Here is a 24,434-nt window from a genome sequence, read left to right on the forward strand (position 1 = left end):
GGTTCGGTCCGCGGGCCGGTCCGCGGGTCAGAAGGTCACCGGCAGCCGGGCCGGGCCCTTGCCGGTGGGCGGCACTTGGAGCGTCTTGAGGGCGAACTCCATGACTTTCTTGTGGATGGGGCCGCAGATCTGGCCGCCGAAGTAGCTGCCCCTGGTGGCGTTCTGGATGGCGCAGTAGACGGTGACGCGCGGCTTGTCGGCCGGCGCGAAGCCGGCGAACGACGAGGTGTAGCCCTTGTAGCGGCCGGTCACGGGGTCGACCCGGTTGGCCGTGCCCGTCTTGCCCGCGACGCGGTAGCCGGGGATGCGGGCCTTGGTGCCGGTGCCCTCCTCGTCGTCGACCACCGACTCCAGCATCCGCGCCAGGGTCTTGGCGGTCCCCGCGCTCACCACGCGGTTCTTCTTCGGCTTCGGCGCGGGGGTGAAGCGGCCGTCGGGGCCCTTCGTGCCGCGCACGAGCGTGGGCTGTACGCGTACGCCGTCGTTGGCGATGGTCGAGTAGACCGAGGTCGCCTGCATGGCGTTGATCGAGAAGCCCTGGCCGAACGGGATCGTGTACTGCTGCGACGTCGACCACTTGTCTGCGGGCGCGAAGATGCCGGACGTCTCGCCGGGGAAGCCGAGCCCGGTCTCCCTGCCGATGCCGAACTTGTGCAGGTAGGAGTGGAGGACCTCGTTGGCCTCCTTCTGTGTCTTGCCCAGCTCTCCGGTGGCCAGGATGGTGCCGATGTTGGAGGACTTGGCGAGCACGCCGTTGAGCGTCAGGTGCCAGGTGGGGTGGTCGATGTCGTCCTGGAAGAGGCGGTCGCCGCGGTGCAGCCGGTTGGGCACGGTCACATGGGTGCCGGGCGTGGCCGCGTTCTCCTCCAGGACCGCCGCCATCGACATGACCTTGGCGGTGGAGCCGGGCTCGAAGGCGTCCTGGAGCGCGGCGTTGCCGAGCGCGGCCCCGTCGGCCCGCGAGAGGTCGTTGGGGTCGAAGCCGGGCGCGTTGGCCATCGCGAGGACCTCGCCGGTCTGCGTGTCCTGCACTATCACGTAGCCGCGGTCGGCCCCCGACTTCTCGACCTGCCGGCTGATGGCGTTCTGCGCGGCCCACTGGATGTCGCGGTCGATGGTCAGCTCGACGTCGGAGCCGGGCACGGCGGGTGTCTCCATGGAGCCCGCGGTCGGCACGCGCCGGCCGCCCGACTGGGCGTAGCGGACCTTGCCCTCCTCGCCCGCCAGCTCCTTGTCGAGCTTCTGTTCGAGGCCGCCCGCGCCCTTGCCCTCGGTGTTGACCCAGCCCAGTATCCCGGCGGCGAGTTCGTCGTTGGGGTAGACCCGCTTGCTGCTGGGGTCCGCGAGAACGCCGGCCAGCACGTTCGGCGAGCCGGGGTCGGCGCCCGCCTTCTCGGCGAGCGCCCCGCGCAGGTCCTTGATCTGCTTCCACACCTGGGGGGTCTGGCGGCGGGCCAGCAGGACGTAGCGCGTGTCGGGGGTCTTCAGCTTGGCGGTGATCCTGCCCGCGTCCATGCCGAGGATGGGCGCGAGGAGCGCCGCCGCCTGCTCGGGCGCGTCCTTGACCTTGGCCTCCTTCGGCGTGAACAGGGAGGGGTCGGCCGTGATGTCGTACGCGTCCACGCTGGCGGCGAGTTCGACGCCCGCGCGGTCGGTGATGCGCCCGCGCTCGGGCGTGAGGGTGTGGGTGAAATAGCGGTTCTTCTCGGCCTTGGCCGTGTACGCGTCGGCGTCGACGGCCTGCACCTGGAGCAGCCGTACGACGAAGGCGAGCATCACCAGGGTCAGGCCGAGGCTGACCATGCGCAGCCGGGGCCGCGGGCTGCCGAGGCGGATGGTGCGGGCCCTGCCCTTGGCCGCGGGGCGGCGGGCGGCGGGGCGCTTGCCCGGCGCGGGCCGCTTGCCGGACGCCGGGCGGCGGGAGGCCGCGGGGCGCACGGGCTTGGCGGGTCCTGGCACGCGACGCCGCGGGGGTTCCCTGTCGGACACTTGTCATCACCTGCCGGGGGGCGTCGTGGGGGCGGGCGGAGGTGCCGGGGCGGCCGGCCGCGGGGCGGGCGGGGCCGGTGCGGTGACGACCGGGGCGGGCGCTCCCTGCGGGCGGGGCGCGGGCGGTCCCGCGGCGGTGCCGGGCACGCCGCGCACGGTTCCGTCGGGGTCGAGGAAGGCGGGGTCGCCGCCGGGGACCATGCCCAGCTCGTCGGCGCGGCGCTGGAGTGCCTCGGGGGCCGCGAAGCCGTCCACCTCGCGCTTGAGCTGCTGCTCCTCCTCCGTGAGGTCCTTGGTCCGCTTCTTCATCTCGCTGAGCTGGAAGGAGCCCTCGTTGAGCGAGGAGTTCAGGATCAGCAGCATGATCAGGCCGCCGCCGAGGAGGAGGACGACGAGGAGGACGAAGGGGGCCCGCGCGGCCTGGGCGGCCGGGCCCTGCGGCAGCAGTCGCGCGAGGCGGGCGGCCCTGCCCCGCAGCTCGGGTTTCTTGCTCATGGAGCCTCCTCGCGGACTCTGCTTCGTGGGGCCTGGCCTCACGGCCTCTCGCGACGCGTACGGGCCTTGCGGCTCACCCGACGTCTTCGCGCACGCGCTGGGCGCCGCGCAGCCGGGCGGGCGCGGCCCTGCGGTTCTCCGCGACCTCTTCCTCTGTGGGCAGTTCGGCACCGCGGGTCAGGAGCTTGAGCCGCGGCTGGTAGCGCTCGGGGACCACGGGCAGTCCGGCGGGGGCGGTGTTCGCCGCACCCGCCGCGAACACCTGTTTGACCAGCCGGTCTTCGAGCGAGTGGTACGACAGGACGGCGATGCGGCCGCCGACGGCGAGCGCCTTCACGGCCGCGGGGACGGCCCGCTCCAGGACGCTCAACTCGCCGTTGACCTCGATGCGCAGGGCCTGGAAGGTGCGCTTGGCGGGGTTGCCGCCGGTGCGCTTGGCGGCCTGCGGCAGGGAGTCGCGGATCAGTTCGACGAGGCGGGCGCTGTTGGTGAACGGCTCCTTCTCGCGCTCGCGCACGACGGCGCCCACGATCCGCTTGGCCTGCTTCTCCTCGCCGTAGGCGCGCAGGATGCGCACCAGCTCACCGGGGGCGTAGGTGTTGAGGACCTCGGCGGCGCTGATGCCGGTCGTCTGGTCCATGCGCATGTCCAGGGGCGCGTCCTGGGCGTACGCGAACCCGCGGTCGGCCTCGTCGAGTTGCATGGAGGAGACGCCGAGGTCGAACAGGACGCCCTGCACGCGCGGGACGCCGAGGCGGTCGAGCACCTCGGGCAGTTCGTCGTAGACGGCGTGCACGAGGGTGGCCCGGTCGCCGAAGGGGGCGAGCCGCTCGCCGGAGAGGCGCAGGGCCTCCTTGTCGCGGTCCAGGGCGATGAGGCGGGCGGCGGGGAAGGTGGAGAGCAGGGCCTCGCTGTGGCCGCCGAGGCCGAGGGTGCAGTCGACGACGACCGCGCCCGGTTCGGCGAGCGCGGGGGCCAACATGTCCAGGCACCGCTGGAGCATCACCGGGACGTGTCGGCTGTTCTCGGTCAAGGGGCCCTCTCAGGTCCGGCGCGGCGCCGCCACGCACCGCCGGGTCCCCGCCCGCTCCGTGAAGGGGATGGCCCGCCGGCGCCGGGGAAGTGGCGTCAGCCGACCGGAGCGGGAGGAGGCCGAGCCGTACGTACGCGCCGCGCACGTGGGGGTTTCGGTGAACCCCCGGGATGTGCGGTCCAGCAGGGAGCAGGTCGCGTCTCCCGCTTCGCGTCACTTTAGTCCACCGTGTCTCCCGGTCAATCAACCGGGATGCGCGTCGCGGACCGTACCGGCGAAGGGGACGAAAGGGAGGAATCACTCGATCATCACCCGTACGGCGGCCCTCGGCGCACCCATGTGCGTTACCTCACAACAAGAGTCTTTGACGTTCTTTGTCCCTTCTCACGACGCACTTGGAGGGTCAGTGCGGACTAACGTCGTCACCATGTCGACTTCCGCATCTCCCTCGGGCCCCACTCCCGCAGAGCCGCTCGGCGACATAGCCGCCGGCACGGTCACCGACCGCCTGGTCGAAGCCAACAAGAAGTACGCGGCCGACTTCACCGACCCCGGCATGGACGCCCGGCCCGTCCTGCGGGTCGCCGTCGTGGCCTGCATGGACGCGCGCCTGGACCTGCACGAGGCGCTCGGCCTCGAACTGGGCGACTGCCACACCATCCGCAACGCGGGCGGCGTCGTCACCGACGACGTCATCCGCTCGCTCACCATCAGCCAGCGCGCCCTCGGCACCCGCAGCGTGGCCCTCATCCACCACACCACCTGCGGCCTCGAATCCCTCACCGAGGAGTTCCGGCACGACCTGGAGATGGAGGTCGGCCAGCGTCCCGCCTGGGCGGTCGAGTCGTTCCGCGACGTCGACCAGGACGTCCGGCAGTCCATCCGCCGCGTGCAGACCTCGCCCTTCCTGCTGCACACCGACGACGTGCGCGGATTCGTGTTCGACGTGAAGACGGGCCTCCTGCGCGAAGTCGAGCCCGCGTGACACCGTGCATGACTGACAAACAGTCGTAAGACCCGACAAATCGGCGCCAGTTATCCACAGGCGAGTGACACGACCCCGTATGCCCAACAACAATGCGGGGGTGGCACCACGCGGAACCATCACGCGTGGTGCCGGTGAATTCGGGGTGGACCGGGCCGCGCGCGACGAGCGGCCCGGAAATGGGGTAATCCCTGCTCCTTGCGAGCTTGGGGAAGGGCCGAGGAGGGCCGGGTGACGACCTATGACGATCGAGCGAGCCTCACTGATCTGACCACCACCGCGGAGCGTGTCCGCGGATCGGTGGAGAGTGTGATCGAGGGCAAGCCAGAGGTCGTTCGGCTCTCGCTGACCGTGCTCCTCGCCGAGGGGCACCTGCTCATCGAGGACGTGCCGGGCGTCGGCAAGACCATGCTGGCCAAGGCGCTCGCGCGGTCCATCGACTGCTCGGTGCGGCGCATCCAGTTCACGCCGGACCTGCTGCCGTCGGACATCACGGGTGTGTCCATCTTCGACCAGCAGCGCAGGGACTTCGAGTTCAAGCCGGGCGCGATCTTCGCGCAGATCGTGATCGGCGACGAGATCAACCGCGCCTCGCCGAAGACGCAGTCCGCGCTCCTCGAATCCATGGAGGAGCGCCAGGTCACCATCGACGGCCAGACCTACGAACTGCCCAGCCCCTTCATGGTCGTGGCCACCCAGAACCCGGTGGAGATGGAGGGCACCTACCCCCTCCCCGAGGCACAGCGCGACCGCTTCATGGCCCGCGTCTCCATCGGCTACCCGACCCCCGAGGCCGAGCTCCAGATGCTCGATGTCCACGGCGGCGTCTCGCCCCTGGACGACCTCCAGCCGGTGGCGCACGCGCACGAGATCGTGAAGCTCATCGACGCCGTCCGCACCGTCCACGTCGCCGACACCGTGCGCAGGTACGCGGTGGACCTGGTCGCCGCGACCCGCAGCCACCCGGACCTGAGACTCGGGGCGTCCCCGCGCGCGACGCTGCACCTGCTGCGCGCCGCCAAGGCCTCCGCCGCCCTCAGCGGCCGGGAGTTCGCCCTCCCCGACGACGTGCAGGCCCTGGCCGTCGCGGTCCTCGCGCACCGCCTGCTGCCCACGGCCCAGGCCCAGTTGAACCGCCGCACGGCCGAGCAGGTCGTCCTGGAGATCCTCCAGCACACCCCGGTCCCCGCCGCCGCCCCGCCCGCCCCCGGGCGGTACTTCGACCAGCAGCCGCCCGGCACCCGGAGGCTGTGATGGCGGCCGGGGGGCGGCCCGCGGGACCCGCCGACGACGACAAGGGCGGGCTGCGCACGGCTCTCGCGGGGCTGACCACCCGCGGGCGCTCCTTCCTCGCGGCCGGCGTCGCCGCCGCCATCTGCGCCTACGTCCTCGGCCAGAGCGACCTGCTGCGGGTCGGGCTGCTGCTCGCCGTGCTGCCGCTGGTCTGCGCCGTCGTCCTCTTCCGCACCCGGTACCGCGTGGCGGGCAGCCGCAGGCTCTCCCCCGCGCGCGTGCCCGCCGGGTCGGAGGCCCGCGTCCACCTGCGGATGGACAACGTCTCCCGGCTGCCCACCGGACTCCTGATGCTCCAGGACCGGGTGCCGTACGTCCTCGGTCCCCGGCCCCGGTTCGTGCTCGACCGCGTCGAGGCGGGCGGCCGCCGCGAGGTGTCCTACCGCGTCCGCTCCGACCTGCGTGGCCGCTATCCGCTCGGACCGCTGCAACTGCGCCTCTCGGACCCGTTCGGGATGTGCGAGCTGACGCGCTCCTTCTCGACGTACGACACCCTCACCGTCGTCCCGCGCGTGGCGGCGCTCCCCCCGGTGCGGCTCACCGGCGAGGCCAAGGGGTACGGCGACGGGCGCAACCGCTCGCTGGCCCTCGCGGGCGAGGACGACGTCATCCCGCGCGGGTACCGCCACGGCGACGACCTGCGCCGGGTGCACTGGCGCTCCACCGCGCGCTACGGCGAGCTGATGGTCCGCCGCGAGGAGCAGCCGCAGCGCGCCCGCTGCACGGTGCTCCTGGACACCAGGGGCGCGGGCTTCCACGGCGCGGGCCCCGACTCCGCCTTCGAGTGGGCGGTGTCGGGCACGGCCTCCGCCCTGGTGCACATGCTGGAGCGCGGCTTCTCGGTCCGGCTCCTCACCGACACCGGGGCGTCGGTGCCCGGCGAGGGCTCGGACGGCTTCGCGGGCGCCGGCCAGGAGTCGGCGGACGCGGCCGGGCTGATGATGGACACCCTCGCGGTGATCGACCACTCCGACGGCGCCGGGCTCTCCCGCGCCCACGACGTCCTGCGCGGGGGCAACGAGGGCCTCCTCGTCGCCTTCCTCGGCGATCTCGACGAGGAGCAGGCGGCGGTGGTCGCCAAGATGCGCCGGCGCAGCGGCTCCGCGGTCGCCTTCCTCCTGGACGGTACGGCCTGGGCGCAGGGCCCGGGCAGCGGCCCCTCCGAGGCCGGTGACGCGCGCGTGCGGATGCTGCGCGAGGCCGGCTGGACGGCCCTGCACGTGCCGCCCGGCGCGAGCCTGAGCGACCTGTGGCGCCAGGCGGACCACGCCCGCGCCGGCGCGGACCCCGCGCCCGCCGCGGGGACGACCACCGGCGGCCGGGCATGAGGGCCCTGCCGGGACCGACGGGTGAGCGGTCGCGTACGACAGTGGGGGGACGGTCATGAGTGGACGCGCGCGGCTCGCGGTCTGCGCCACGGCGGCCACGCTGATGGCGTCGAGCGCGCTGCTGCCGCTCGTCGAGCCCGCGACGTGGTTCCCGCAGGCGGTGTTCCTGCTGGTGCTGCAGAGCGGGGTGGGCGCGCTGGCCCGGCGGGCACCGCTGCCCAGGCCGCTCACCGTGGCCGCGCAGGCACTGGTGACGCTGCTGCTGCTCACCCTCGTCTTCGCCCGTCAGCAGGCCATCGCCGGGTTCCTGCCGGGTCCCGACGTGTTCCGTCACTTCGGGCTGCTCCTCGAAGCGGGCGGCGCCGACGTCGGCCGGTACGCGATCCCGGCGCCGCTCAGCGACGGCATCCGGCTGATGCTGGTCGGCGGCGTCCTGGTGATAGGCCTCGCGGTGGACGCCCTCGCGGTGACCTTCCGCACGGCGGCCCCCGCCGGGCTGCCGCTGCTCGCGCTGTACTCGGTCGCCGCGGGCCTCTCCGGCGACGGCGCCGGCTGGCTGTGGTTCCTGCTGGCCGCCTCCGGGTATCTGCTGCTCCTGCTCGCGGAGGGCCGCGACAGGCTCTCGCAGTGGGGCCGGGTGTTCGGCGGCGCGGCACGGGCGCCGGGGCGGGTCTCCGGCGGCATGGAGAGCAACACCGGGGTGATCGCCCCGGTCCGCACCGGACGCCGCATCGGCGCCCTGGCCCTCGGCATCGCGCTGGTGGTGCCGCTCGCGCTGCCCGCCCTCGACGGCGGCCTGCTGGGCGGCGACGGCGGGCCCGGGGGCGGCGGCTCGGGCGGCGGCGGGACGATCTCCGCGGTGAACCCGCTGGTCGCGCTCCAGGACAGCCTGAACCAGCCGGAGGACCGCGAGGTCATCTCCTACCGCACGAACGCCGAGCAGACCAACGACCAGTACCTGCGCATCGTCTCGCTCGACAAGTTCGACGGCACGACCTGGAAGACGACCGTGCGGCAGATCGAGGACGTGCCCTCGCCCCTGCCGACCCCCCAGGGTCTCGCCCCCGACGTGCGCAGGAGCGAGGTCGACACCAGCATCTCGGCCTCCGACAGCTACGCGCAGAACTGGCTGCCCATGCCCTTCCCCGCCAGCCGCGTGCAGATCGACGGCCGCTGGCGGTACGAACCCGTGGGCCGCGCCCTCGTCGGCGACCGGGGCCAGACCACGCGGGGCGCGAAGTACCAGGTCACGAGCCTGGTCGTGGAGCCCACCGCCCAGCAGCTCGCGAACGCCTCGGCGCCGCCCAGGGAGCTGCGGGAGGAGTTCACGGAGGTCCCCGACTCCCTGCCGGGCATGGTCGCGGACCGCGCCAGGCAGGTCACCAAGGGCGCCTCGAACCCGTACGAGCAGGCGGTCAAGCTCCAGGACTACTTCGCCTCCGACGGCGGCTTCACCTACAACACGCAGGTCAGGGCGGGCAGTGGCCCTTCCGCGATCCGGAGGTTCCTGGAGCAGAAGGAGGGCTTCTGCGTCCACTTCTCCTTCGCGATGGCCTCCATGGCGCGGACGCTCGGCATCCCGGCCCGCGTCGCGGTGGGCTTCACGCCGGGCTCCGCGCAGGCGGACGGCACCATGTCGGTGGGGCTGCGGGACGCGCACGCCTGGCCCGAGCTGTACTTCGAGGGCGTGGGCTGGACCCGCTTCGAGCCGACGCCCAACCGCGGCTCGGTGCCGGAGTACACCCGCTCCGACGTCTCCCCCGGCGACGCGAGCGACCCCGGCACCCCGGAGCCCGAGACCTCGGCCGAGCCCTCGGCGGCGCCTTCGGCGTCCGAGGGCTGCCCGCGCGACCTGGCGCAGCAGGGTGGCTGTGCCGGAGCCGTTCCGGAGGCCGCGGCCGGGGCGGGCGACGACGGGCCGCCCGTGGGGAAGATCGTGGCGCTCTCGGTCGCCGGACTGCTGCTGCTGTTCGCTTTCCTGTCGCCGCTGCTGTGGCGGACGCGGGTGCAGTCGGTGCGCCTGGCGCCGGGGCCGCACGGAGCCGCGCCGGGTGTCCGGGCCCGTGGGGGCGGTGGGCCCACGCCGGAGGCCGCGGCGGCCCGGACGCTCGCCGCCTGGCTTGAGGCGACCGACACGGCCTGGGACCACGGCATCCCGCCGGACGACTCCCTCACGCCACGCAAGGCCGCCGCCCGGATCGTCCGCATCGGCAGGCTGTCGGCGGAGCCCGCGGCGGCCGCGCACCGGCTGGCGACCGCGGTGGAACAGGTGCTCTACGCCCCCACCCCGCAGACCGTGCCGGGCCTCTCCGACGACGTGCGGCGGATACGCCAGGGGTTGCGCGCCTCGGCGACCCGTGCCGTCCGGCTGCGGGCGACGCTCGCCCCGCGTTCGACCGCTCGGGTGGTCTGGGCGGCCTCGGAACGCTGGTCGGCCCTGAGCGAGCGGTGGAGCGAGGGGATCACCAGGCGGTGGACGTCCCTGACGGGCAAGCTGCCGCGCCGGGCACAGCAGAGGGGCTGAGCGGAAGGGCTGAGCGGAGGGGCTGAGGGTACGCGTGAGGGGTGACCGCCACCGGGCGGTCACCCCTCACGATCAACACGACTGTTCAGCTGTTGCGACTCAGCCCGCCGGGCTCCTCACTGGCCGCCCTGCTCGTCGCGGCGGCGCTGCCAGCGCTGTTCAATACGGTCCATGACGGAGCGGCGCTGCCTTGTCTGCCGTCGGGCCTGGGGCCCGCCCTGCGCGGCGGCCGCGCCCTGACCCTGCTCACCGGGTTTCGGGGCCTTGCGCCAACCCGTGACGGCGAGGACCGCGCAGCCCAGCATGACGAGGAACCCCACCACGCTGATCCAGATCTGCTGGGCGACCATTCCGGCCATGAGAAGGGCGATGCCCACCAGGAAGCCCACGACCGCTTGGTAGACCCGCTTCCGGGTGTACGTACGCAGCCCGCTTCCCTCAAGCGCTGTCGCGAACTTGGGATCTTCGGCGTACAGCGCTCGCTCCATCTGCTCGAGCATGCGCTGCTCGTGCTCCGAGAGCGGCACGGAGTCCTCCTCATCGTGCAGTCGCCGGGGCGACCGGGGGTCCCCTTCAGGATAGGCAGGGAATCGCCCCCGTGAAACCCGCCCCTCTGCGCCAACTTCGCCAAACCGGACCTTCATGCCCCTCCGGCCCGCTGAAGCGTGCATTCCCCAGCAGCCGGACTGTCATGCAGGACGGTATGCCTCGATCATACGGCGCCGGTAGCCCGTTCGGGGGGCCTGTGGCGTACTCCATGTGCCGCTGCGCCCCTGATCAGCGGGGCGGCGGCCGGTGCGCCTCAGGCTCCGGCCGCCTCGCGGACCGCGCCGAGCACGTGCAGCTGGGTGGCCACGGAGTGGAAGGCGGGCAGCTCGGCCGCCGCGGCCTCCAGCTGGAGGAGGGCCTCCATGGCGCCGGGCTCGGTGTCCACGAGGACGCCGGGCACCAGGTCGGCGAAGACCCGGACACCGTGCACCGCGTCGACGCGGACGCCCGCGGCCTCGACGAGCGCGGTGAGCTGCTCGGCGGTGAAGCGGCGCGGCACGGGGTCGCCCTCGCCCCAGCGGCCCGCCGGGTCGGAGAGAGCCGTCCGGGCCTCCGTGAAGTGGCCCGCGAGGGCCCGCGCGAGCACGGCTCCGCCGAGTCCGGCGCCGAGCAGGCTGAGGACGCCGCCGGGGCGCAGCGCGTCGACGGCGAGGCGCACGCCCTCGGCCGGGTCGTCCACGTACTCCAGGACGCCGTGGCACAGGACGGCGTCGAAGCCGCCGCGCCCGACCACGTCGAAGAGGCCAAGCACGTCGCCCTGGACGCCGCGCACCCGGTCGGCGACGCCGGCCTCGGCGGCCCGGCGCTCCAGCGCGAAGAGCGCGTTCGGGCTGGGGTCGACGACCGTGACCCGGTGTCCGAGCCGGGCGACGGGCACCGCGAAGTTGCCGCTGCCGCCGCCGGTGTCGAGCACGTCGAGCTCGGAGCGCGACTCCCGGCCCGTGACCTTGACGCGGCGGTCGAGGGCGTCCTTCAGGACGTCCCAGACCACGGCAGTACGGAGAGAGGCGCGGGGACGCGAGGGGTCGGAGCGCAACGATGCCGTCTGCGGGTGGTGGTGGGAGACGGGCGGGCGCATCGGGTCCGACACGGCAGTTGACTCCTCGGCGCGTGGGGTGCGAACAACCCCCACCCTATTGCCTGCCGCCCGGTGCCCCGGTCACCCGTCCCGCACCGCGGGACGCCTCGTCAGCTCGCTTCGGGCGGCCCCTCTCCCGCCTCGGGCGGCTCCTGCCTCGGCTGGGGCAGCACGGGCTGGAGCACCAGCATCCGCTCGACGATGCGCAGGAACATCGTCACGTCCCGCAGCAGGTCGTCGGCGGCGCGGGCGGTGGCGGCGCCCTGGATGCCGGCCTCGGCGCGGGCCCTGCGGGCGGCGCCCGAGGCGAACAGGGCGCTCCACTCGGTCAGTTCGGGTGCTATCTCGGGGAGGACTTCCCAGGCGCTTCGGATGCGCTGCCTGCGGCGCGGGGTCGTCTCGGGCCGGCCGCGCGCGGCGAGGACGGCGGCGGCGGTGCGCAGGGCGGCGAGGTGGGCGGTGGCATAGCGCTCGTTCGGGGCGTCGAGGCGGGCCGCCTCCTCCGTCCCCGCGCGGGCCTGGGCGAGCAGTTCGAGGGCGGCGGGCGGGGCGGTCGCGCGGCGCAGGACGGGGTGGACATCGCTCGCCGGGCCGGTCAGTGAGGGAGCGGCCCCGACGGCGCGGTGCCGGCGCGCGGCTGCTGCGGAAGAGCTGGCCATGACGAACCTCCTGTCGTCGTGTGACGGCGCGGTGGCCGTATGTGCCCATAGTGGAGTACCCCACTGACAATCGGCTCTGACCTGGCATTTCCCCCTTTCTGAGGTGCGACGGCGAGGCCCGGCCCCGGCCCGGGGGCGCCCGGAGCCGGCGCTGTGGGCACGGGCGGACCTGTGAGAATCGGGGCCATGGACAGCAGCACAGCCGGCAGCAGGCGGGAGGCGACCCGGCGGAAGCTCTACGAGGCCGCCGTCACCCTCATCGCGGAACAGGGCTTCTCGGCCACGACGGTCGACGAGATCGCCGAGCGGGCCGGGGTCGCGAAGGGCACCGTCTACTACAACTTCGCGAGCAAGTCCGTCCTCTTCGAAGAGCTGCTCCGGCACGGTGTCGGCCTGCTGACCGCCTCCCTGAAGGAGGCGGCCGACGAGACGGACAGGGCGGGCGGCAGCAAGGTCGACGCCCTCGACGCGATGATCAGGGCGGGCCTCGCCTTCATCGACCGCTACCCGGCCTTCACGCGGCTCTACGTGGCGGAGCTCTGGCGGACCAACCGGGCCTGGCAGTCCACCCTCCTGGTGGTCAGGCAGCGGGCGGTCGAGGTCGTCGAGGACGTGCTGCGGGCGGGCGTCGGGAACGGCGAGCTGAGCGAGGAGATCGACATTCCGCTGACGGCCGCCGCGCTCGTCGGCATGGTGCTGGTCGCCGCCCTGGACTGGCAGGCCTTCCAGCCCGAGCGCTCGCTCGACGACGTGCACGCGGCGCTGTCCCGGCTGCTCCAGGGCCGGGTGAGCGGCACGCGCGCGTAGCGGGGGAGAGAGAAGAACAGCGCCGGTCCGGTGCCGCCCGTTCTCCCGGCGGCACCGGACCGGCGCCTCTCACATCCCCCGTGACCCCCGTGCGACCCCCGTGTGGTCGTCCCCCGAGTCACCCCCGTACCTCGCCCCCGCCCGGCGGCGGGAGGAGCGGCCAAGGGTGCGGCGCCGTTCCGCCGCCCCGTGTCGGCGGTACCGGCGCCACGCCCTTCTCCGTGGCCCTCACTCTTCCGTCTTTGCAGGTGGGGGCCCATCCGCATGCGTACTCATCTCTCCTCCTAGGTACGGATACTCATGCGTGCGCGCTCAAGCCCAGGCCGCTCGGCCCGCGACTGGTTACGATCACGTCCGTGTCCGTACTCCCCCTGGTGTTCACCAGCGGCTGGGCGAGCGGGATCAACGCGTACGCCGTTGTCCTGCTGCTCGGCGTCTTCGGCGCGACCGGCGTCAGCGACGAGGTCCCCGAGTCGCTCCAGCGGCCGGACGTCCTGATCGCCGCCGGGGTGCTGTTCCTCTGCGAGGCCGTCGCCGACAAGATCCCCTACGTCGACTCGGCGTGGGACTCCGTGCACACCGTGATCCGGCCGGTCTCCGGAGCCGTGGTGGGGGCGCTGCTCGCGGGGCAGAGCGGTTCGCTGCCCGATCTGGCCGCGGGGGCGGTCGGCGGCTCGACCGCCCTGGCGAGCCACGCGGTGAAGGCGGGCACGCGGATGGCGGTCAACACCTCTCCGGAGCCGCTCAGCAATGTCGTGCTGAGCGTCGCGGAAGACCTCGGGGTCGGCGGGATCATCTCCTTCGCGATGTTCTATCCGGAGGCCGCCGCCGTCATCGCGGGCGTGCTCCTGCTGCTCGGGCTCTTCCTCCTGTTCTTCCTCGTGTCCCGCATCCGCAGGTTCCTGCGGCGCAGGGCGCTGCGGCGTGAGGAGAAGCGGCTCGCGGGCCGGTCCGGACCGCCGCCCGGCTGATCACGGGGTCACGGGGCTCCGGCGGCGCTGTCGGTGGCGGCCGATAAAGTCCCTGGCATGGCACGGATTGTGGTGATCGGCGCCGGGATGGGCGCGATGACGGCCGCCGCCCGGCTCGCCGTCGCGGGCCACCGGGTGGTGGTGTACGAACGCGGGGAGACGTACGGCGGCGCGCTCGGCCGCTTCGAGCGGGACGGCTTCGCCTTCGACACGGGGCCTGGCCTGCTCCAGCTCCCCGCGGTCTACCGCGACGTGTTCGTCAAGACCGGCAAGGAGCCCCTGGAGAGTTGCGTCGGGCTCACCCAGGTCGAGCCCGCCGTGCGGCACGTCTTCGCGGACGGCACCGTGACCGACCTGCCGAACGCCTCGCGCGCGGGCATCGGCGAGGCCCTGGACAAGACGCTCGGAGAGGGCTCGGGGGCCCGCTGGGCGGCGTTCATGAACCGCGCGCGGGAGACCTGGGACCGCGCCCGCCGCCCCCTCCTGGAGGAGCCCCTCTTCGAGGACTGGCAGGTGCTCGGCGAGCGCGAGCCGTATCCCGCCGTGGTCCACAAGCGGCTGCTGCGCCGTGACCGCCGCGCGGCCACGCTCGGCGAGATCGGCGCTCTGGAACTGCGCGGTGACCCGCGGCTCGTGGCGCTCGTCGAGCACTTCGCCCTGGCGCACGGCCTCGACCCGCGCACGACCCCGGCGAGCGCGGCCGTCCTGCCGTACATGGAGCAGACCTTCGGCGTCTGGGCGGTGCGGGGCGGCATGCGCGCGCTGGCCCGCGCGCTGTACGAGCGGTGCGTGGCCCGGCGGGTCGAGTTCGTGTTCGGCGCCGCGGTGACGCGGATCGTGGAGAAGGACGGCCGCGCGGCGGGCGTCGAGCTGGCGGACGGCACGGCGCGGGAAGCGGACTTCGTGGTCGCGGGCGTCGCGGCCGGCGCGCTGGCCCGCATGGTGCCCGGCGGCGTGGACGTGCGGGCGCGGGGCGACGTGCCGGGCGGCTCGGGGACCCCGAGCCGCCTGACGGTCCTGCTGGCCCTGTCCGGCGGCCGTCCCGCGGCCGTCCCGCACCGCACGGTGGTGCACGCGGCGGACCGCGGGGCCGAGCTCGACCACCTCTTCGGGGAGCGGCCCGGTCTCGCCGCCGCCCCCACCGTCACGGTGCTGCGCCCCGACGACCCCGGCCTCGTGCCGGACGGCGCGCACGAGGCGGTGACCCTCACGGTGACGGTGCCCGCGCACCTGGAGGTCACCGCGGCCGAGGTGGAGCGGCTGATCGGCCACGCCGGGGCCGCCGTCCCCGGCCTGCGGGACCGGCTCCTGTGGCACGAGGTGCGTACGCCGGCCGACGTGGCCGCGGCCACGGGGGCCGACGGCGGTTCCGTGCCCGCTCCCGCCCTCGCGGCGGCCGACGGCAGGCTCCTGCACCCGGCCAACAGCACCCGGCTGCCGGGCCTGTTCGCCGTCGGCGGCTGGTCGCATCCGGGCGGCGGCCTGCCCCACGCGGGCATGTCGGGGGCGCTGGTCGCCGGGCTGATCGTCGAGGGGCCGGAGTTCCGCGGCTCGCAGTGAGCCGGGCCGCGCCCCCGGCGAGGGGCGCCGCCCGGCCGGGGCGTCAGTAGCGGTACTGCTGCTCGTCGTGGCCGGGGTGGGGCCCCGAGCCGTCGTGGCCGTCGCCGTGCCCGTACGGATACGGCTGCTGCTGCGGGAACTCCGCGCCGTACTGCCCGTCGACGGCGCGCTGCTGGGGCACCCAGACGCCGCCGGGCGGGGTGTCGTTGTAGACGTCGCCGAGCCCGCCGTAGGTGTCGCCGCCGTACGGGGCGTACTGCTGCCGGCCCGCGTAGGGGTCGTAGCCCTGGCCGGTGTCGTGGCCCTGGCCGCCGATGTAGGGGTCGGAGTACGCCGCGTACTGCTGCTGCGCGCTCTCTCCGTACGCGTAGCCCTGCTGGTCGTAGCCCGCGAAGGCCGCGGTGTCGTAGCCGTGGTGCTCGCTCTGGTGGGCGTCGCCCGCGGCCGGCGGCGGGGTGTGCGCCGCCTCGTCGTAGACGCCGTACTGTCCGGTGTCGTCGGGCAGCGGCTGCGGTTCGTAGACCCCCGGGTCGTGGGCGGGCGGCGGCGGGACCGGCTCGAACGGCTGGCCGGGAGTCTGCTCGTACTCCAGGTCGGAGACCTGGAGCGTCGGCTCCTGCGCGGCGGGCTGCCTGCCGGGCGCCTTGCGGCGCTTGTTCGGGCCGGGCTTGCCGCCGAGCGCCCAGCCGGTGGAGAAGCCCTTGCGGAACGACAGCGTCACGTACGTCTGGCCGGTGGCGAAGGCGATGGCGCCGAGCCCGATGACCCACACCGACGGCATGAGCACGCCGATGACCACGCAGAGGAAGCCCACGAACGCCAGGAGCCGCCAGCGCAGCCTGGCCTTGTACTGCAGCAGCACCTCTCCGAGCAGCCACAGCGCGACGCATCCGAACGCGATGTAGAGGACCGTCCAGCCCATTACGCCCCTCTCCCCTGCGGCCGCCGCCCGTGGGCACGGGGGTAGGGCCGCTCAGGCCCGTCGGTGCAGGCCCAGATTCTCGTAGATTTCCAGCGTCGCCGTGGAGTTGTTCAGCGTGATGAAGTGCAGCCCCGGGACACCTTCGGCCAGCAGCCTCGCGCAGAACTCCGTCGCGAACTCGATGCCAATGGAGCGTACAGCGGCGGCATCGTCTTTGACCGCGAGGATCCTCTCTTTCAGCGCGGCAGGAAAAACGGCGTTGCTGAGCTGGGGCAGCCGGTCGAGCTGGCGGACGTTGGTGACCGGCATCATCTCGGGGATGATCGGCGTGTCGCAGCCCGCCTCCTCGACGCGGTCGCGCAGCCGCAGGTACTCCTCGGGGTCGAAGAACATCTGCGTGATCGCGTAGTCCGCGCCGGCCCGGCACTTGTCGATGAAGTGCCGGGTGTCGCTCTCCCAGTCGGCCGAGCGCGGGTGCATCGCGGGGAACGCCGCGACGCCCACGCAGAAGTCGCCGGACTCCTTGATCAGCTCGACCAGTTCGGCGGCGTAGGTGAGGCCCTCGGGGTGCGCGACCCAGTCACCGAGCGGGTCGCCCGGCGGGTCGCCGCGGACCGCGAGCATGTTCCGGATGCCCGCGTCCGCGTACTGCCCGATGATGTTGCGCAGTTCGGCCACCGAGTGGTCGACGGCGGTCAGGTGGGCGACCGGTGTCAGGGTGGTGTCGGCGACGATCTGCTGGGTCTCCTTGACCGTGCCGGTGCGCGTGGAGCCGCCCGCCCCGTAGGTGACGGAGACGAAGTCCGGGGCGACCGCCTCGACCCGGCGCAGCGCGTTCCACAGATTCCGCTCGCCCTTCGGGGTCTTCGGCGCGGAGAACTCGAACGAGTACGTCGTCTTGCCGGTCGCGAGCATGTCGCGCACGGTGCGTGCGCGGTCAGTCCTGGTGGAAGCAGTGCCTAGGGCCATAGCGGCAGGTTAGCCAGGGGTTGGCGGTCGCCCAACCAGGGCCGGGAGATTTGACCGATTTGTCGACTTGTTGTCCACGGAATGGACAGTCCCGCCGGACAGCCGGTCCCGCCCGGACAGCCGGACCTGCCCGGACAGCCGGACCAGCCGGGCGGGCACGGAGAGGCCGCGCACGCGTCCGCCCGGACCCGCGCGTCCTTACCGGGCCGTGCGCAGCCGCTTCGCGAAGTCCGCCGCCGCCGCGCCCGGGTCGTCCGCCTCGGTGATCGCCCGGACGACGACCACGCGGCGCGCGCCGGCCTCCAGGACCTCGTCCAGGTTCGACGCGTCGATGCCGCCGATGGCGAACCAGGGGCGGTCCGTGCCCAGCGAAGCCGTGTGGCGGACCAGGCCGAGGCCGGGGGCGTGACGGCCCGGCTTGGTGGGGGTGGGCCAGCAGGGTCCCGTGCAGAAGTAGTCGACGCCGTCCTGGACGGCGGCCGCGGCGGCCTCGGACTCGGCGTGCGTGGAGCGGCCGATCAGCACGTCGTCGCTGCCACCGAGGATGGCGCGGGCCGCCGGGACGGGCAGGTCGCCCTGGCCCAGGTGCAGCACGTCGGCGCCGATGGCGTGCGCGACGTCCGCGCGGTCGTTGACGGCGAGGAGCTTGCCGTGCCGCCGGGCCGCGTCGGCGAAGACCTGGAGGTGTTCGAGCTCCTCGGCGGCCTCCATGCCCTTGTCGCGCAGCTGCACGATGTCGACGCCGCCCGCGAGGACGGCGTCGAGGAACTCGGGGAGGTCTCCCTGGCGCCTGCGGGCGTTCACGCAGAGGTAGAGCCGGGCGTCGGCGAGCTGGGCACGCTTGTCTACGGCCATGGAGAAGTCCCCCCGGGGGTTCGGTGCGGGGCGCGGGCCGCGTGGAGTGCGGCCCTCGCCCCGGACGGTGTGTGCGTTCAGCCGGCTCGGCGCCTGCCTCCGCGTCTGCTCAGACGGCGAGCGCCTGGGCGCGGCGCTTCACCTCCGTGCCGCGATTCTCGCTCAGGGCCTGCGCGGGGGTGCCGGGCAGGGACGGGTCGGGGGTGAAGAGCCACTCCAGCATCTCCTCGTCGGAGAAGCCGTCGTCCCTCAGGAGCGTCAGGGTGCCGACCAGGCCCTTGACGACCTTGTCGCCGTCGATGAAGGCGGCCGGCACCTGGAGCGTCCGGTTCTCACCGCGGCGTACGGCGATCAGCTGGCCCTCCTTGACCAGCTGGCGCACCCGGGTCACCTCGACGTCGAGCATCTCCGCGATGTCGGGAAGGTGGAGCCAGGCGGGGACGAGTGCGTCGGTCTTTGCGTCAATCTCGGTCACGTCACCTAGCGTATCTCCGGCCCGGGGGCCCGCGCGGATCGACTCCGGGCGCCCCTGGCCGGGCCCCCGGTCACCGTGCCGCCTTCTTCAGCGGGATCGACGGGTCCTCGACCAGCGCCGGGTCCAGGGGAAGCGCCGACTCGATGAGCTTGCGGCCCTGCGCCAGGTCCCTCGGGCGGCCCACCGCGAGGACCGCCGCCAGCGCGCCGTCCCTGAGCCAGCAGACCGACCAGGCCACGCCGGCCGGGTCACCGCGCCGGACCAGTTCGTCGCTCTCCGCGTGGTGGCCCGCGTACTGCACGAAGCGGCCGAACTGCTCCGACCAGAAGTACGGCACCGGGTCGTACGCGACGGGGGCGTCCCCGAGGATGTTCGCCGCCACCGTGCGCGGGCCCTGCAGGGCGTTGTCCCAGTGGTGGACCAGCAGGCGCTCGCCGTACCTGCCCGAGGGGAACGAGGAGCAGTCGCCGACCGCGTAGACGTCGGCCGCGGATGAGCGCAGGTGGTCGTCGGCGACGACCTCGCCGTGGGCGCCGAGCTCGATGCCGGAGCCGGCCAGCCAGCGCGTCGCGGGCCGCGCCCCGATGCCGACGACGACGGCGCCCGCGGGCAGCCGGGTGCCGTCGGACAGGAGTACGGCGCCCGGCTCGACGCGCTCCACGCGCGCGTGGGTGCGCAGCTCGGCCCCCGACTGCGCGTACCAGGCGGCCATGGGGGCCGCGACCTCGGCGGGCAGCGCTCCCGCGAGCGGGCGGCCGGCGGCCTCCACCACGGTGACGGAGCAGCCCGCCTCCCGCGCGGCCGTGGCGAACTCCGCGCCGATCCAGCCCGCCCCCACGACCACGACGTCGCGCTGCTCGGCGAGGACGGGGCGGAGCCGCTCGGCGTCGTCCAGGGTGCGCAGGAGGTGCACTCCGGGGGCGCCCTCCGTGCCCGGCAGCCGGACCGGTTCGGCGCCGGAGGCGAGGACCAGCACGTCGTACGGGACGGGGCCCGCCGCGGTGTCCAGTTCGCGCTCGCCGGTGCGCACCCCGGTGACCTCGACGCCGAGGCGCAGCCCGATGCCGAGGGCCTCGAAGTCGATGTCGAAGGCGGAGCCCTCCGCCTTGCCGAGCAGGACCGCCTTGGACAGCGGCGGCCTGTCGTACGGCTGGTGCGGCTCGGCCCCGACGAGGGTGACCGGGCCCGTGTGCCCCTGTTCCCGCAGGGCCACGGCGGTCTGCACGCCGGCCATTCCCGCCCCGACGATGACGACGTGCCGCTCTGCCTGCCTCCGCTGCTCACTCACCCGATCACTGTAGGACGCCGGGCAAGACCGCCTTCAGGGGCGGGCGGGGAGATCTCTGACACACCGTCACCGCCCGTGCGGGGGCGGCTCCCCTACTGCCGCGCCGGGCGACGGGCTAGGGTGGCCGGTGCAGAGCACTCGCGGGAGCCCGGGCGGACCGGGCTGAGAGGGAGGCTGGACGGCCTCCGACCGTACGAACCTGATCCGGGTCATGCCGGCGAAGGGAGGGGCTGGACGCCCATGCATCCACCTGTACCACCCGAGGGAGCACCGCGCCCCGCGGACGTTCTCGTCGTGGGCGGCGGCATCATCGGCCTGGTCACGGCCTGGCGGGCCGCGCAGCGCGGGCTCGCCGTCACGGTCGTCGACCCCGAGCCGGGCGGCGGCGCGGCGCAGGTCGCCGCCGGCATGCTGGCCGCCGTCACCGAGCTGCACCACGGCGAGCAGGCGCTGCTCGGCCTCAATCTGGCGTCCGCGCGCCGCTACCCCGACTTCGCCGCCGAGCTGACCGAGGCGAGCGGCCGTGACCTCGGCTACCGCACCTGCGGCACGCTGGCCGTCGCCCTGGACTCCGACGACCGCGCGCACCTGCGGGAGCTGCACGCCCTGCAGAGCCGGTCGGGCCTGGAGTCGGAGTGGCTGAGCGGCCGTGAGTGCCGGCGCCTTGAGCCGATGCTGGCGCCCGGCGTGCGGGGCGGGCTGCGGGTCGACGGTGACCACCAGATCGACCCCAGGAGGCTCACCGCGGCCCTGCTGACCGCCTGCGGGCGGGCGGGCGTGGTCTTCACGCCGCTCTGGGCCGAGCGCCTCGACGTGGCGGGCGACCGGGCCCGCGGGGTGGTCCTCGCGGACGGCACCACGCTGCACGCGGGCCAGACGGTCCTCGCGGCGGGCAGCCTCAGCGGGCGCCTCGCGGGCGTGCCCGAGGCCGTGCTGCCGCCGGTGCGGCCGGTGAAGGGGCAGGTGCTCCGCCTGACGGTGCCGAAGCCGTACGCGCCGTTCCTGAGCCGCACGGTGCGCGCGGTGGTGCGCGGCAGCCACGTCTACCTCGTACCGCGCGAGAACGGCGAGCTGGTCGTCGGCGCCACCAGCGAGGAGCTGGGCTGGGACACCACGGTCACCGCGGGCGGCGTGTACGAGCTGCTGCGGGACGCCCACGAGCTGGTGCCCGGCATCACCGAACTGCCGCTCACCGAGACCCGCGCGGGTCTGCGCCCCGGCTCCCCCGACAACGCGCCGATGCTCGGCCCGACGCGCCTGCCGGGGCTCCAGCTGGCCACCGGGCACTACCGCAACGGCGTCCTCCTGACGCCGGTCACCGGTGACGTCATGGCGCAGGCCCTGACCACCGGTGAGCTGCCCGATGAGGCGCGGCCCTTCACCCCGCGCCGCTTCGCCGAGCCCTCCGCGCCCTCTCCCGTCATCCCCACGCAGTCGTTTACGGAGCAACCCGCATGAGTACGCCGTTCGCCGTTTCCGTCAACGGGGAGGTGCGCGACGTGGCGTCGGGCACCACCCTCGACGCGCTCGTCGCCACCCTCACCAGCGCGCACTCCGGTGTCGCCGCCGCCCTCAACGAAACCGTCGTCCCGCGCGCGCGGTGGTCGAGCACGGCGCTCGCCGAAGGTGACCGCGTCGAAGTCCTCACCGCCGTCCAGGGAGGCTGACCATGGCCGACGACCCCTTCGTCATCGGCGGGCTCACGCTCTCCTCCCGTCTGATCATGGGCACGGGCGGGGCGCCGAGCCTCGATGTCCTGGAGCGCTCCCTCGTCGCCTCGGGCACGGAGCTGACCACCGTCGCGATGCGCCGCCTCGACCCGGGCGTGCAGGGCTCCGTGCTCTCCGTGCTCGACCGGCTCGGCATCCGCGTCCTGCCGAACACGGCGGGCTGCTTCACCGCGGGCGAGGCCGTGCTGACCGCGCGCCTGGCCCGTGAGGCGCTCGGCACGGACCTGGTGAAGCTGGAGGTGATCGCGGACGAGCGGACGCTGCTGCCCGACCCCATCGAGCTCCTGGACGCCGCGGAGACACTCGTCGACGACGGCTTCACCGTCCTGCCGTACACGAACGACGACCCCGTGCTCGCGCGCAGGCTCCAGGACGTGGGGTGCGCGGCCATCATGCCGCTCGGCTCCCCGATCGGCTCCGGGCTCGGCATCCGCAACCCGCACAACTTCCAGCTCATCGTCGAGCACGCGCGCGTGCCGGTGATCCTCGACGCGGGCGCGGGCACCGCGTCCGACGCGACGCTCGCCATGGAGCTGGGGTGCGCGGGTGTGATGCTCGCCTCGGCGGTGACGCGGGCGCAGGAGCCCGTCCTGATGGCGGAGGCCATGCGGCACGGCGTCGAGGCGGGGCGCCTCGCGTACCGGGCCGGGCGGATTCCGCGGCGGCACTTCGCGGAGGCGTCGTCGCCCGCGGAGGGCATGGCCAGGCTCGATCCGGAGCGGCCCGCGTTCTAGCCCCGGCAGTGGGCCTTCGCTGTCACAGCTCGGCTGCAGTCAAGGCGTGAGGGCGCCCGCCAGGGACGGGGTGTCGGCGGTGGCTCGTAGACTCCCCTGCGTGGACACGACCCTTCAGGACCCGCTCGTCGGGCAGCTGCTCGACAGCCGTTACCGCATCGACGGCCGTATCGCGGTCGGCGGGATGGCCACGGTCTACCGGGCCGTGGACACCCGCCTCGACCGTGTGCTCGCGCTCAAGGTGATGCACCCCGCGCTGGCGGCCGACGCCTCCTTCGTGGAGCGCTTCATCCGTGAGGCCAAGTCGGTCGCCCGCCTCTCCCATCCGAACGTGGTGGGCGTCTTCGACCAGGGCACGGACGGTGCGTACGTCTATCTGGCGATGGAGTACGTCGCGGGCTGCACCCTGCGGGACGTCCTGCGCGAGCGCGGCGCGCTCCAGCCGCGGGCCGCCCTCGACATCCTGGAGCCGGTGCTCGCCGCGCTCGGCTCCGCGCACCGGGCCGGGTTCGTGCACCGCGACATGAAGCCGGAGAACGTGCTCATAGGGGACGACGGCCGGGTCAAGGTCGCCGACTTCGGTCTCGTCCGCGCGGTGGACACCGTCACGAACACCACCGGCACGGTCCTCGGCACCGTCTCGTACATGGCGCCCGAGCAGATCGAGCAAGGCACGGCCGACACGCGCGTGGACGTGTACGCGTGCGGCGTCCTGCTCTACGAGATGCTCACCGGCGCCAAGCCGCACTCCGGGGACACCCCGGCCCAGGTGCTCTACCAGCACCTCAACGAAGACGTGCCGCCCCCGTCGGCGGCCGTGCCCGGCCTCCCGGCCGAGCTGGACGAGCTGGTCGCCGCCGCGACCGCCCGCACCCCGGACGTGCGCCCGGACGACGCGGTGGCGCTCCTCGCCCGGCTCAGGCAGGCGCGCGCCGGCCTCAGTGAGCAGCAGCTCGACGCGGTGCCGCCGCAGGCCCACGCGACCGGCCACGACAACGCCGAGGACCGTACCAGCGTGATCCCGCGCGCGGCGCGTTCCGTGCGGCTTCCGCTGCCGGCCGACGCCGACGAGGCGTACCCGCAGGCCCCGCTGAACCGCACCAGCGTCCTCGCCGCGCCGCCGGCCGAGCCGCCGGTGCCCGCGCGGGCCTCGCGTCCGCGGTTCGACCCGCGGCGCCGCACGGTCGCGGTGGTGGCCGCCGTCCTGCTGGTCCTCGGCCTCGGGGCGGGGATCTGGTACATCAACTCCGGGCAGTTCACCGAGGTCCCGCCGCTGCTGACGAAGACCGAGGCGCAGGCGAAGCAGCGCCTGGAGGAGGCCGGTCTCGACGTGAAGGGCGTCGAGCGCGAGTTCAGTGACACGGACAAGCGCGGCACGGTCATGGCCACGGACCCCGGGGCGGGCGAGCGCATCCGGCAGAACGGCAAGGTGACGCTGACCGTCTCGCGGGGCCCGGAGACGGTGAAGGTGCCGGACGTCAAGGACCTGCCGCTGGCCAGGGCCAGGCAGGAGCTGAAGAACGCGGGGCTCGCGCCGGGCATGGTCAAGAAGGTCTTCAGCGACGAGATCGAGAAGGGCTCCGTGGTGGGCACGGACCCGCGGGCCGGCTTCACCCGCAAGGCGGACTCCGCCGTCGCCCTCATCGTCAGCAAGGGCGAGGAGATCAAGGTCCCGGACGTGACGGGGTCCTCCCTCGACGACGCCAGGGAGGACCTGGCGGAGGACGGGCTCAAGGTCAGGATCGCGCCGGCCCGGGTGCACTCCTCCGACGTGGACAAGGGCGGGGTCGTCAAGCAGTCGCCCGCTCCGGACGCGTCGCGCGCCGAGGGCGACACGGTGACGCTGACGCTCTCCAAGGGGCCGGAGATGATCGAGGTCCCCGACGTGACCGGCATGAAGGTCGGCGAGGCCACGGAGGAGCTGGAGGGGGCGGGCTTCGAGGTGGACGAGGACCGGGGGCTGCTCGGTTTCTTCGGGGACACGGTGAAGGAGCAGTCGGTGGACGGTGGTGACGAGGCGCCCAAGGGGGCGTCCATCACGATCACCATCCGGTGAGGTTGCCGGCCTCTGGCCCGGCGGTTCCCTCTCGCCTGCGGCGGGCTCCCCGTCCCGGCCCGGGGGTGGGCGGCACTCGTCCGGTCTGCGGGTCGTGGGGGCTTGTCGCGCAGTTCCCCGCGCCCCTGACGGCA

The 24,434-nt window shown here is 73.8% G+C and carries 22 protein-coding genes and 1 riboswitch; of the genes, 11 read left to right on the forward strand and 11 right to left on the reverse strand.

The window, feature by feature from the left end; genetic code table 11:
- Positions 1–27: 27 nt before the first annotated feature.
- From AB0I16_RS01370 to rsmH, 3 genes are all read right to left on the reverse strand, one after another.
- Positions 28–1,989 carry a penicillin-binding transpeptidase domain-containing protein gene (locus AB0I16_RS01370; RefSeq protein WP_363247218.1) on the reverse strand — a complete coding sequence of 654 codons (1,962 nt, stop codon included), beginning with the start codon at positions 1,987–1,989 and terminating at the stop codon, positions 28–30.
- Positions 1,990–1,995: 6 nt separating this feature from the next.
- Positions 1,996–2,484 (reverse strand): hypothetical protein, encoded by a 489-nt coding sequence (locus tag AB0I16_RS01375; RefSeq protein WP_363247219.1) that lies wholly within the window; start codon positions 2,482–2,484, stop codon positions 1,996–1,998.
- Positions 2,485–2,557: 73 nt separating this feature from the next.
- Positions 2,558–3,517: a 16S rRNA (cytosine(1402)-N(4))-methyltransferase RsmH gene (rsmH, locus tag AB0I16_RS01380; RefSeq protein WP_363247220.1), complete on the reverse strand. Its 960-nt coding sequence runs from the start codon at positions 3,515–3,517 to the stop codon at positions 2,558–2,560.
- A 427-nt stretch (positions 3,518–3,944) separates the two neighbouring features.
- Between rsmH and AB0I16_RS01385 the strand changes: the two genes are divergently transcribed.
- The 4 genes from AB0I16_RS01385 (at position 3,945) to AB0I16_RS01400 (ending at position 9,647) form a co-directional block, all read left to right on the forward strand.
- Positions 3,945–4,502 (forward strand): carbonic anhydrase, encoded by a 558-nt coding sequence (locus AB0I16_RS01385; protein ID WP_363247221.1) that lies wholly within the window; start codon positions 3,945–3,947, stop codon positions 4,500–4,502.
- Positions 4,503–4,733: 231 nt separating this feature from the next.
- Positions 4,734–5,756 (forward strand): MoxR family ATPase, encoded by a 1,023-nt coding sequence (locus tag AB0I16_RS01390; protein WP_363247222.1) that lies wholly within the window; start codon positions 4,734–4,736, stop codon positions 5,754–5,756.
- The gene (locus tag AB0I16_RS01395; RefSeq protein WP_363247223.1) at positions 5,756–7,123 is read left to right on the forward strand and encodes a DUF58 domain-containing protein; all 1,368 of its coding nucleotides are present in this window, start codon (positions 5,756–5,758) and stop codon (positions 7,121–7,123) included. Before AB0I16_RS01390 ends, AB0I16_RS01395 begins: the two co-directional genes overlap by 1 nt.
- Positions 7,124–7,178: 55 nt before the next feature.
- Positions 7,179–9,647, forward strand: a complete 2,469-nt coding sequence (locus AB0I16_RS01400) for a DUF3488 and transglutaminase-like domain-containing protein (RefSeq protein WP_363247224.1) — start codon at positions 7,179–7,181, stop codon at positions 9,645–9,647.
- 116 nt (positions 9,648–9,763) lie between these two features.
- On the opposite strand, the gene AB0I16_RS01405 is transcribed toward AB0I16_RS01400, so the two are convergent.
- The 3 genes from AB0I16_RS01405 to AB0I16_RS01415 form a co-directional block, all read right to left on the reverse strand.
- Entirely contained in the window at positions 9,764–10,174 is a 411-nt protein-coding gene (locus AB0I16_RS01405; RefSeq protein WP_198502398.1) for a DUF3040 domain-containing protein, read from the reverse strand.
- A gap of 275 nt (positions 10,175–10,449) precedes the next feature.
- Positions 10,450–11,286 (reverse strand): methyltransferase, encoded by an 837-nt coding sequence (locus AB0I16_RS01410; RefSeq protein ID WP_363247225.1) that lies wholly within the window; start codon positions 11,284–11,286, stop codon positions 10,450–10,452.
- 98 nt (positions 11,287–11,384) lie between these two features.
- Entirely contained in the window at positions 11,385–11,933 is a 549-nt protein-coding gene (locus tag AB0I16_RS01415; protein ID WP_363247226.1) for an SAV_6107 family HEPN domain-containing protein, read from the reverse strand.
- Positions 11,934–12,119: 186 nt separating this feature from the next.
- On the opposite strand from AB0I16_RS01415, the gene AB0I16_RS01420 reads away from it, so the two are divergent.
- From AB0I16_RS01420 to AB0I16_RS01430, 3 genes are all read left to right on the forward strand, one after another.
- Entirely contained in the window at positions 12,120–12,740 is a 621-nt protein-coding gene (locus tag AB0I16_RS01420) for a TetR/AcrR family transcriptional regulator (RefSeq protein WP_363247227.1), read from the forward strand.
- Between the two features lie 356 nt (positions 12,741–13,096).
- Positions 13,097–13,711, forward strand: coding sequence for a DUF4126 domain-containing protein (locus tag AB0I16_RS01425; RefSeq protein ID WP_363247228.1), 615 nt, complete (start codon positions 13,097–13,099; stop codon positions 13,709–13,711).
- 57 nt (positions 13,712–13,768) lie between these two features.
- Positions 13,769–15,271, forward strand: coding sequence for an NAD(P)/FAD-dependent oxidoreductase (locus AB0I16_RS01430; RefSeq protein ID WP_363247229.1), 1,503 nt, complete (start codon positions 13,769–13,771; stop codon positions 15,269–15,271).
- A gap of 43 nt (positions 15,272–15,314) precedes the next feature.
- Here AB0I16_RS01430 and AB0I16_RS01435 read toward each other — a convergent pair whose 3' ends face one another.
- From AB0I16_RS01435 to AB0I16_RS01455, 5 genes are all read right to left on the reverse strand, one after another.
- A complete protein-coding gene (locus AB0I16_RS01435) occupies positions 15,315–16,193 on the reverse strand; it encodes a hypothetical protein (RefSeq protein WP_363247230.1) in 879 nt (292 codons plus the stop codon).
- A 51-nt stretch (positions 16,194–16,244) separates the two neighbouring features.
- Positions 16,245–17,162: a methylenetetrahydrofolate reductase [NAD(P)H] gene (gene metF / locus AB0I16_RS01440; protein ID WP_363247231.1), complete on the reverse strand. Its 918-nt coding sequence runs from the start codon at positions 17,160–17,162 to the stop codon at positions 16,245–16,247.
- Between the two features lie 198 nt (positions 17,163–17,360).
- Positions 17,361–18,017 carry a thiamine phosphate synthase gene (gene thiE / locus AB0I16_RS01445; RefSeq protein ID WP_363247232.1) on the reverse strand — a complete coding sequence of 219 codons (657 nt, stop codon included), beginning with the start codon at positions 18,015–18,017 and terminating at the stop codon, positions 17,361–17,363.
- Between the two features lie 109 nt (positions 18,018–18,126).
- The gene (locus AB0I16_RS01450; protein ID WP_363247233.1) at positions 18,127–18,492 is read right to left on the reverse strand and encodes an Rv2175c family DNA-binding protein; all 366 of its coding nucleotides are present in this window, start codon (positions 18,490–18,492) and stop codon (positions 18,127–18,129) included.
- A gap of 70 nt (positions 18,493–18,562) precedes the next feature.
- Complete coding sequence (locus AB0I16_RS01455) at positions 18,563–19,780, reverse strand: FAD-dependent oxidoreductase (RefSeq protein ID WP_363247234.1); 1,218 nt, start codon at positions 19,778–19,780, stop codon at positions 18,563–18,565.
- A 130-nt stretch (positions 19,781–19,910) separates the two neighbouring features.
- Positions 19,911–20,023: riboswitch (TPP riboswitch) on the forward strand.
- Between AB0I16_RS01455 and thiO the strand changes: the two genes are divergently transcribed.
- The 4 genes from thiO to pknB all read left to right on the forward strand — a co-directional run bounded on the left by thiO (position 20,021) and on the right by pknB (position 24,300).
- Entirely contained in the window at positions 20,021–21,238 is a 1,218-nt protein-coding gene (gene thiO, locus AB0I16_RS01460; RefSeq protein WP_363247235.1) for a glycine oxidase ThiO, read from the forward strand. It overlaps the preceding riboswitch by 3 nt.
- Positions 21,235–21,447, forward strand: a complete 213-nt coding sequence (gene thiS, locus AB0I16_RS01465; RefSeq protein ID WP_363247237.1) for a sulfur carrier protein ThiS — start codon at positions 21,235–21,237, stop codon at positions 21,445–21,447. Before thiO ends, thiS begins: the two co-directional genes overlap by 4 nt.
- A gap of 2 nt (positions 21,448–21,449) precedes the next feature.
- Positions 21,450–22,244 (forward strand): thiazole synthase, encoded by a 795-nt coding sequence (locus tag AB0I16_RS01470; protein ID WP_363247238.1) that lies wholly within the window; start codon positions 21,450–21,452, stop codon positions 22,242–22,244.
- Between the two features lie 100 nt (positions 22,245–22,344).
- A complete protein-coding gene (gene pknB / locus AB0I16_RS01475; protein WP_363247239.1) occupies positions 22,345–24,300 on the forward strand; it encodes a Stk1 family PASTA domain-containing Ser/Thr kinase in 1,956 nt (651 codons plus the stop codon).
- Positions 24,301–24,434: the final 134 nt, after the last annotated feature.

Origin of the sequence: Streptomyces sp. NPDC050703 (assembly GCF_040654435.1) — a bacterium.
Classification (GTDB): Bacteria; Actinomycetota; Actinomycetes; order Streptomycetales; family Streptomycetaceae; genus Streptomyces.

Bases quoted from the DNA above. Each gene is read 5' to 3' on its own strand.
- thiS (WP_363247237.1), top strand. From the start codon at position 21,235: ATGAGTACGCCGTTCGCCGTTTCCGTCAACGGGGAGGTGCGCGACGTG.
- metF (WP_363247231.1), bottom strand. From the start codon at position 17,162: ATGGCCCTAGGCACTGCTTCCACCAGGACTGACCGCGCACGCACCGTG.
- AB0I16_RS01435 (WP_363247230.1), bottom strand. From the start codon at position 16,193: ATGGGCTGGACGGTCCTCTACATCGCGTTCGGATGCGTCGCGCTGTGG.
- AB0I16_RS01415 (WP_363247226.1), bottom strand. From the start codon at position 11,933: ATGGCCAGCTCTTCCGCAGCAGCCGCGCGCCGGCACCGCGCCGTCGGG.
- AB0I16_RS01400 (WP_363247224.1), top strand. From the start codon at position 7,179: ATGAGTGGACGCGCGCGGCTCGCGGTCTGCGCCACGGCGGCCACGCTG.
- AB0I16_RS01395 (WP_363247223.1), top strand. From the start codon at position 5,756: ATGGCGGCCGGGGGGCGGCCCGCGGGACCCGCCGACGACGACAAGGGC.
- AB0I16_RS01470 (WP_363247238.1), top strand. From the start codon at position 21,450: ATGGCCGACGACCCCTTCGTCATCGGCGGGCTCACGCTCTCCTCCCGT.
- thiE (WP_363247232.1), bottom strand. From the start codon at position 18,017: ATGGCCGTAGACAAGCGTGCCCAGCTCGCCGACGCCCGGCTCTACCTC.
- AB0I16_RS01375 (WP_363247219.1), bottom strand. From the start codon at position 2,484: ATGAGCAAGAAACCCGAGCTGCGGGGCAGGGCCGCCCGCCTCGCGCGA.
- AB0I16_RS01420 (WP_363247227.1), top strand. From the start codon at position 12,120: ATGGACAGCAGCACAGCCGGCAGCAGGCGGGAGGCGACCCGGCGGAAG.
- thiO (WP_363247235.1), top strand. From the start codon at position 20,021: ATGCATCCACCTGTACCACCCGAGGGAGCACCGCGCCCCGCGGACGTT.
- AB0I16_RS01430 (WP_363247229.1), top strand. From the start codon at position 13,769: ATGGCACGGATTGTGGTGATCGGCGCCGGGATGGGCGCGATGACGGCC.
- AB0I16_RS01385 (WP_363247221.1), top strand. From the start codon at position 3,945: ATGTCGACTTCCGCATCTCCCTCGGGCCCCACTCCCGCAGAGCCGCTC.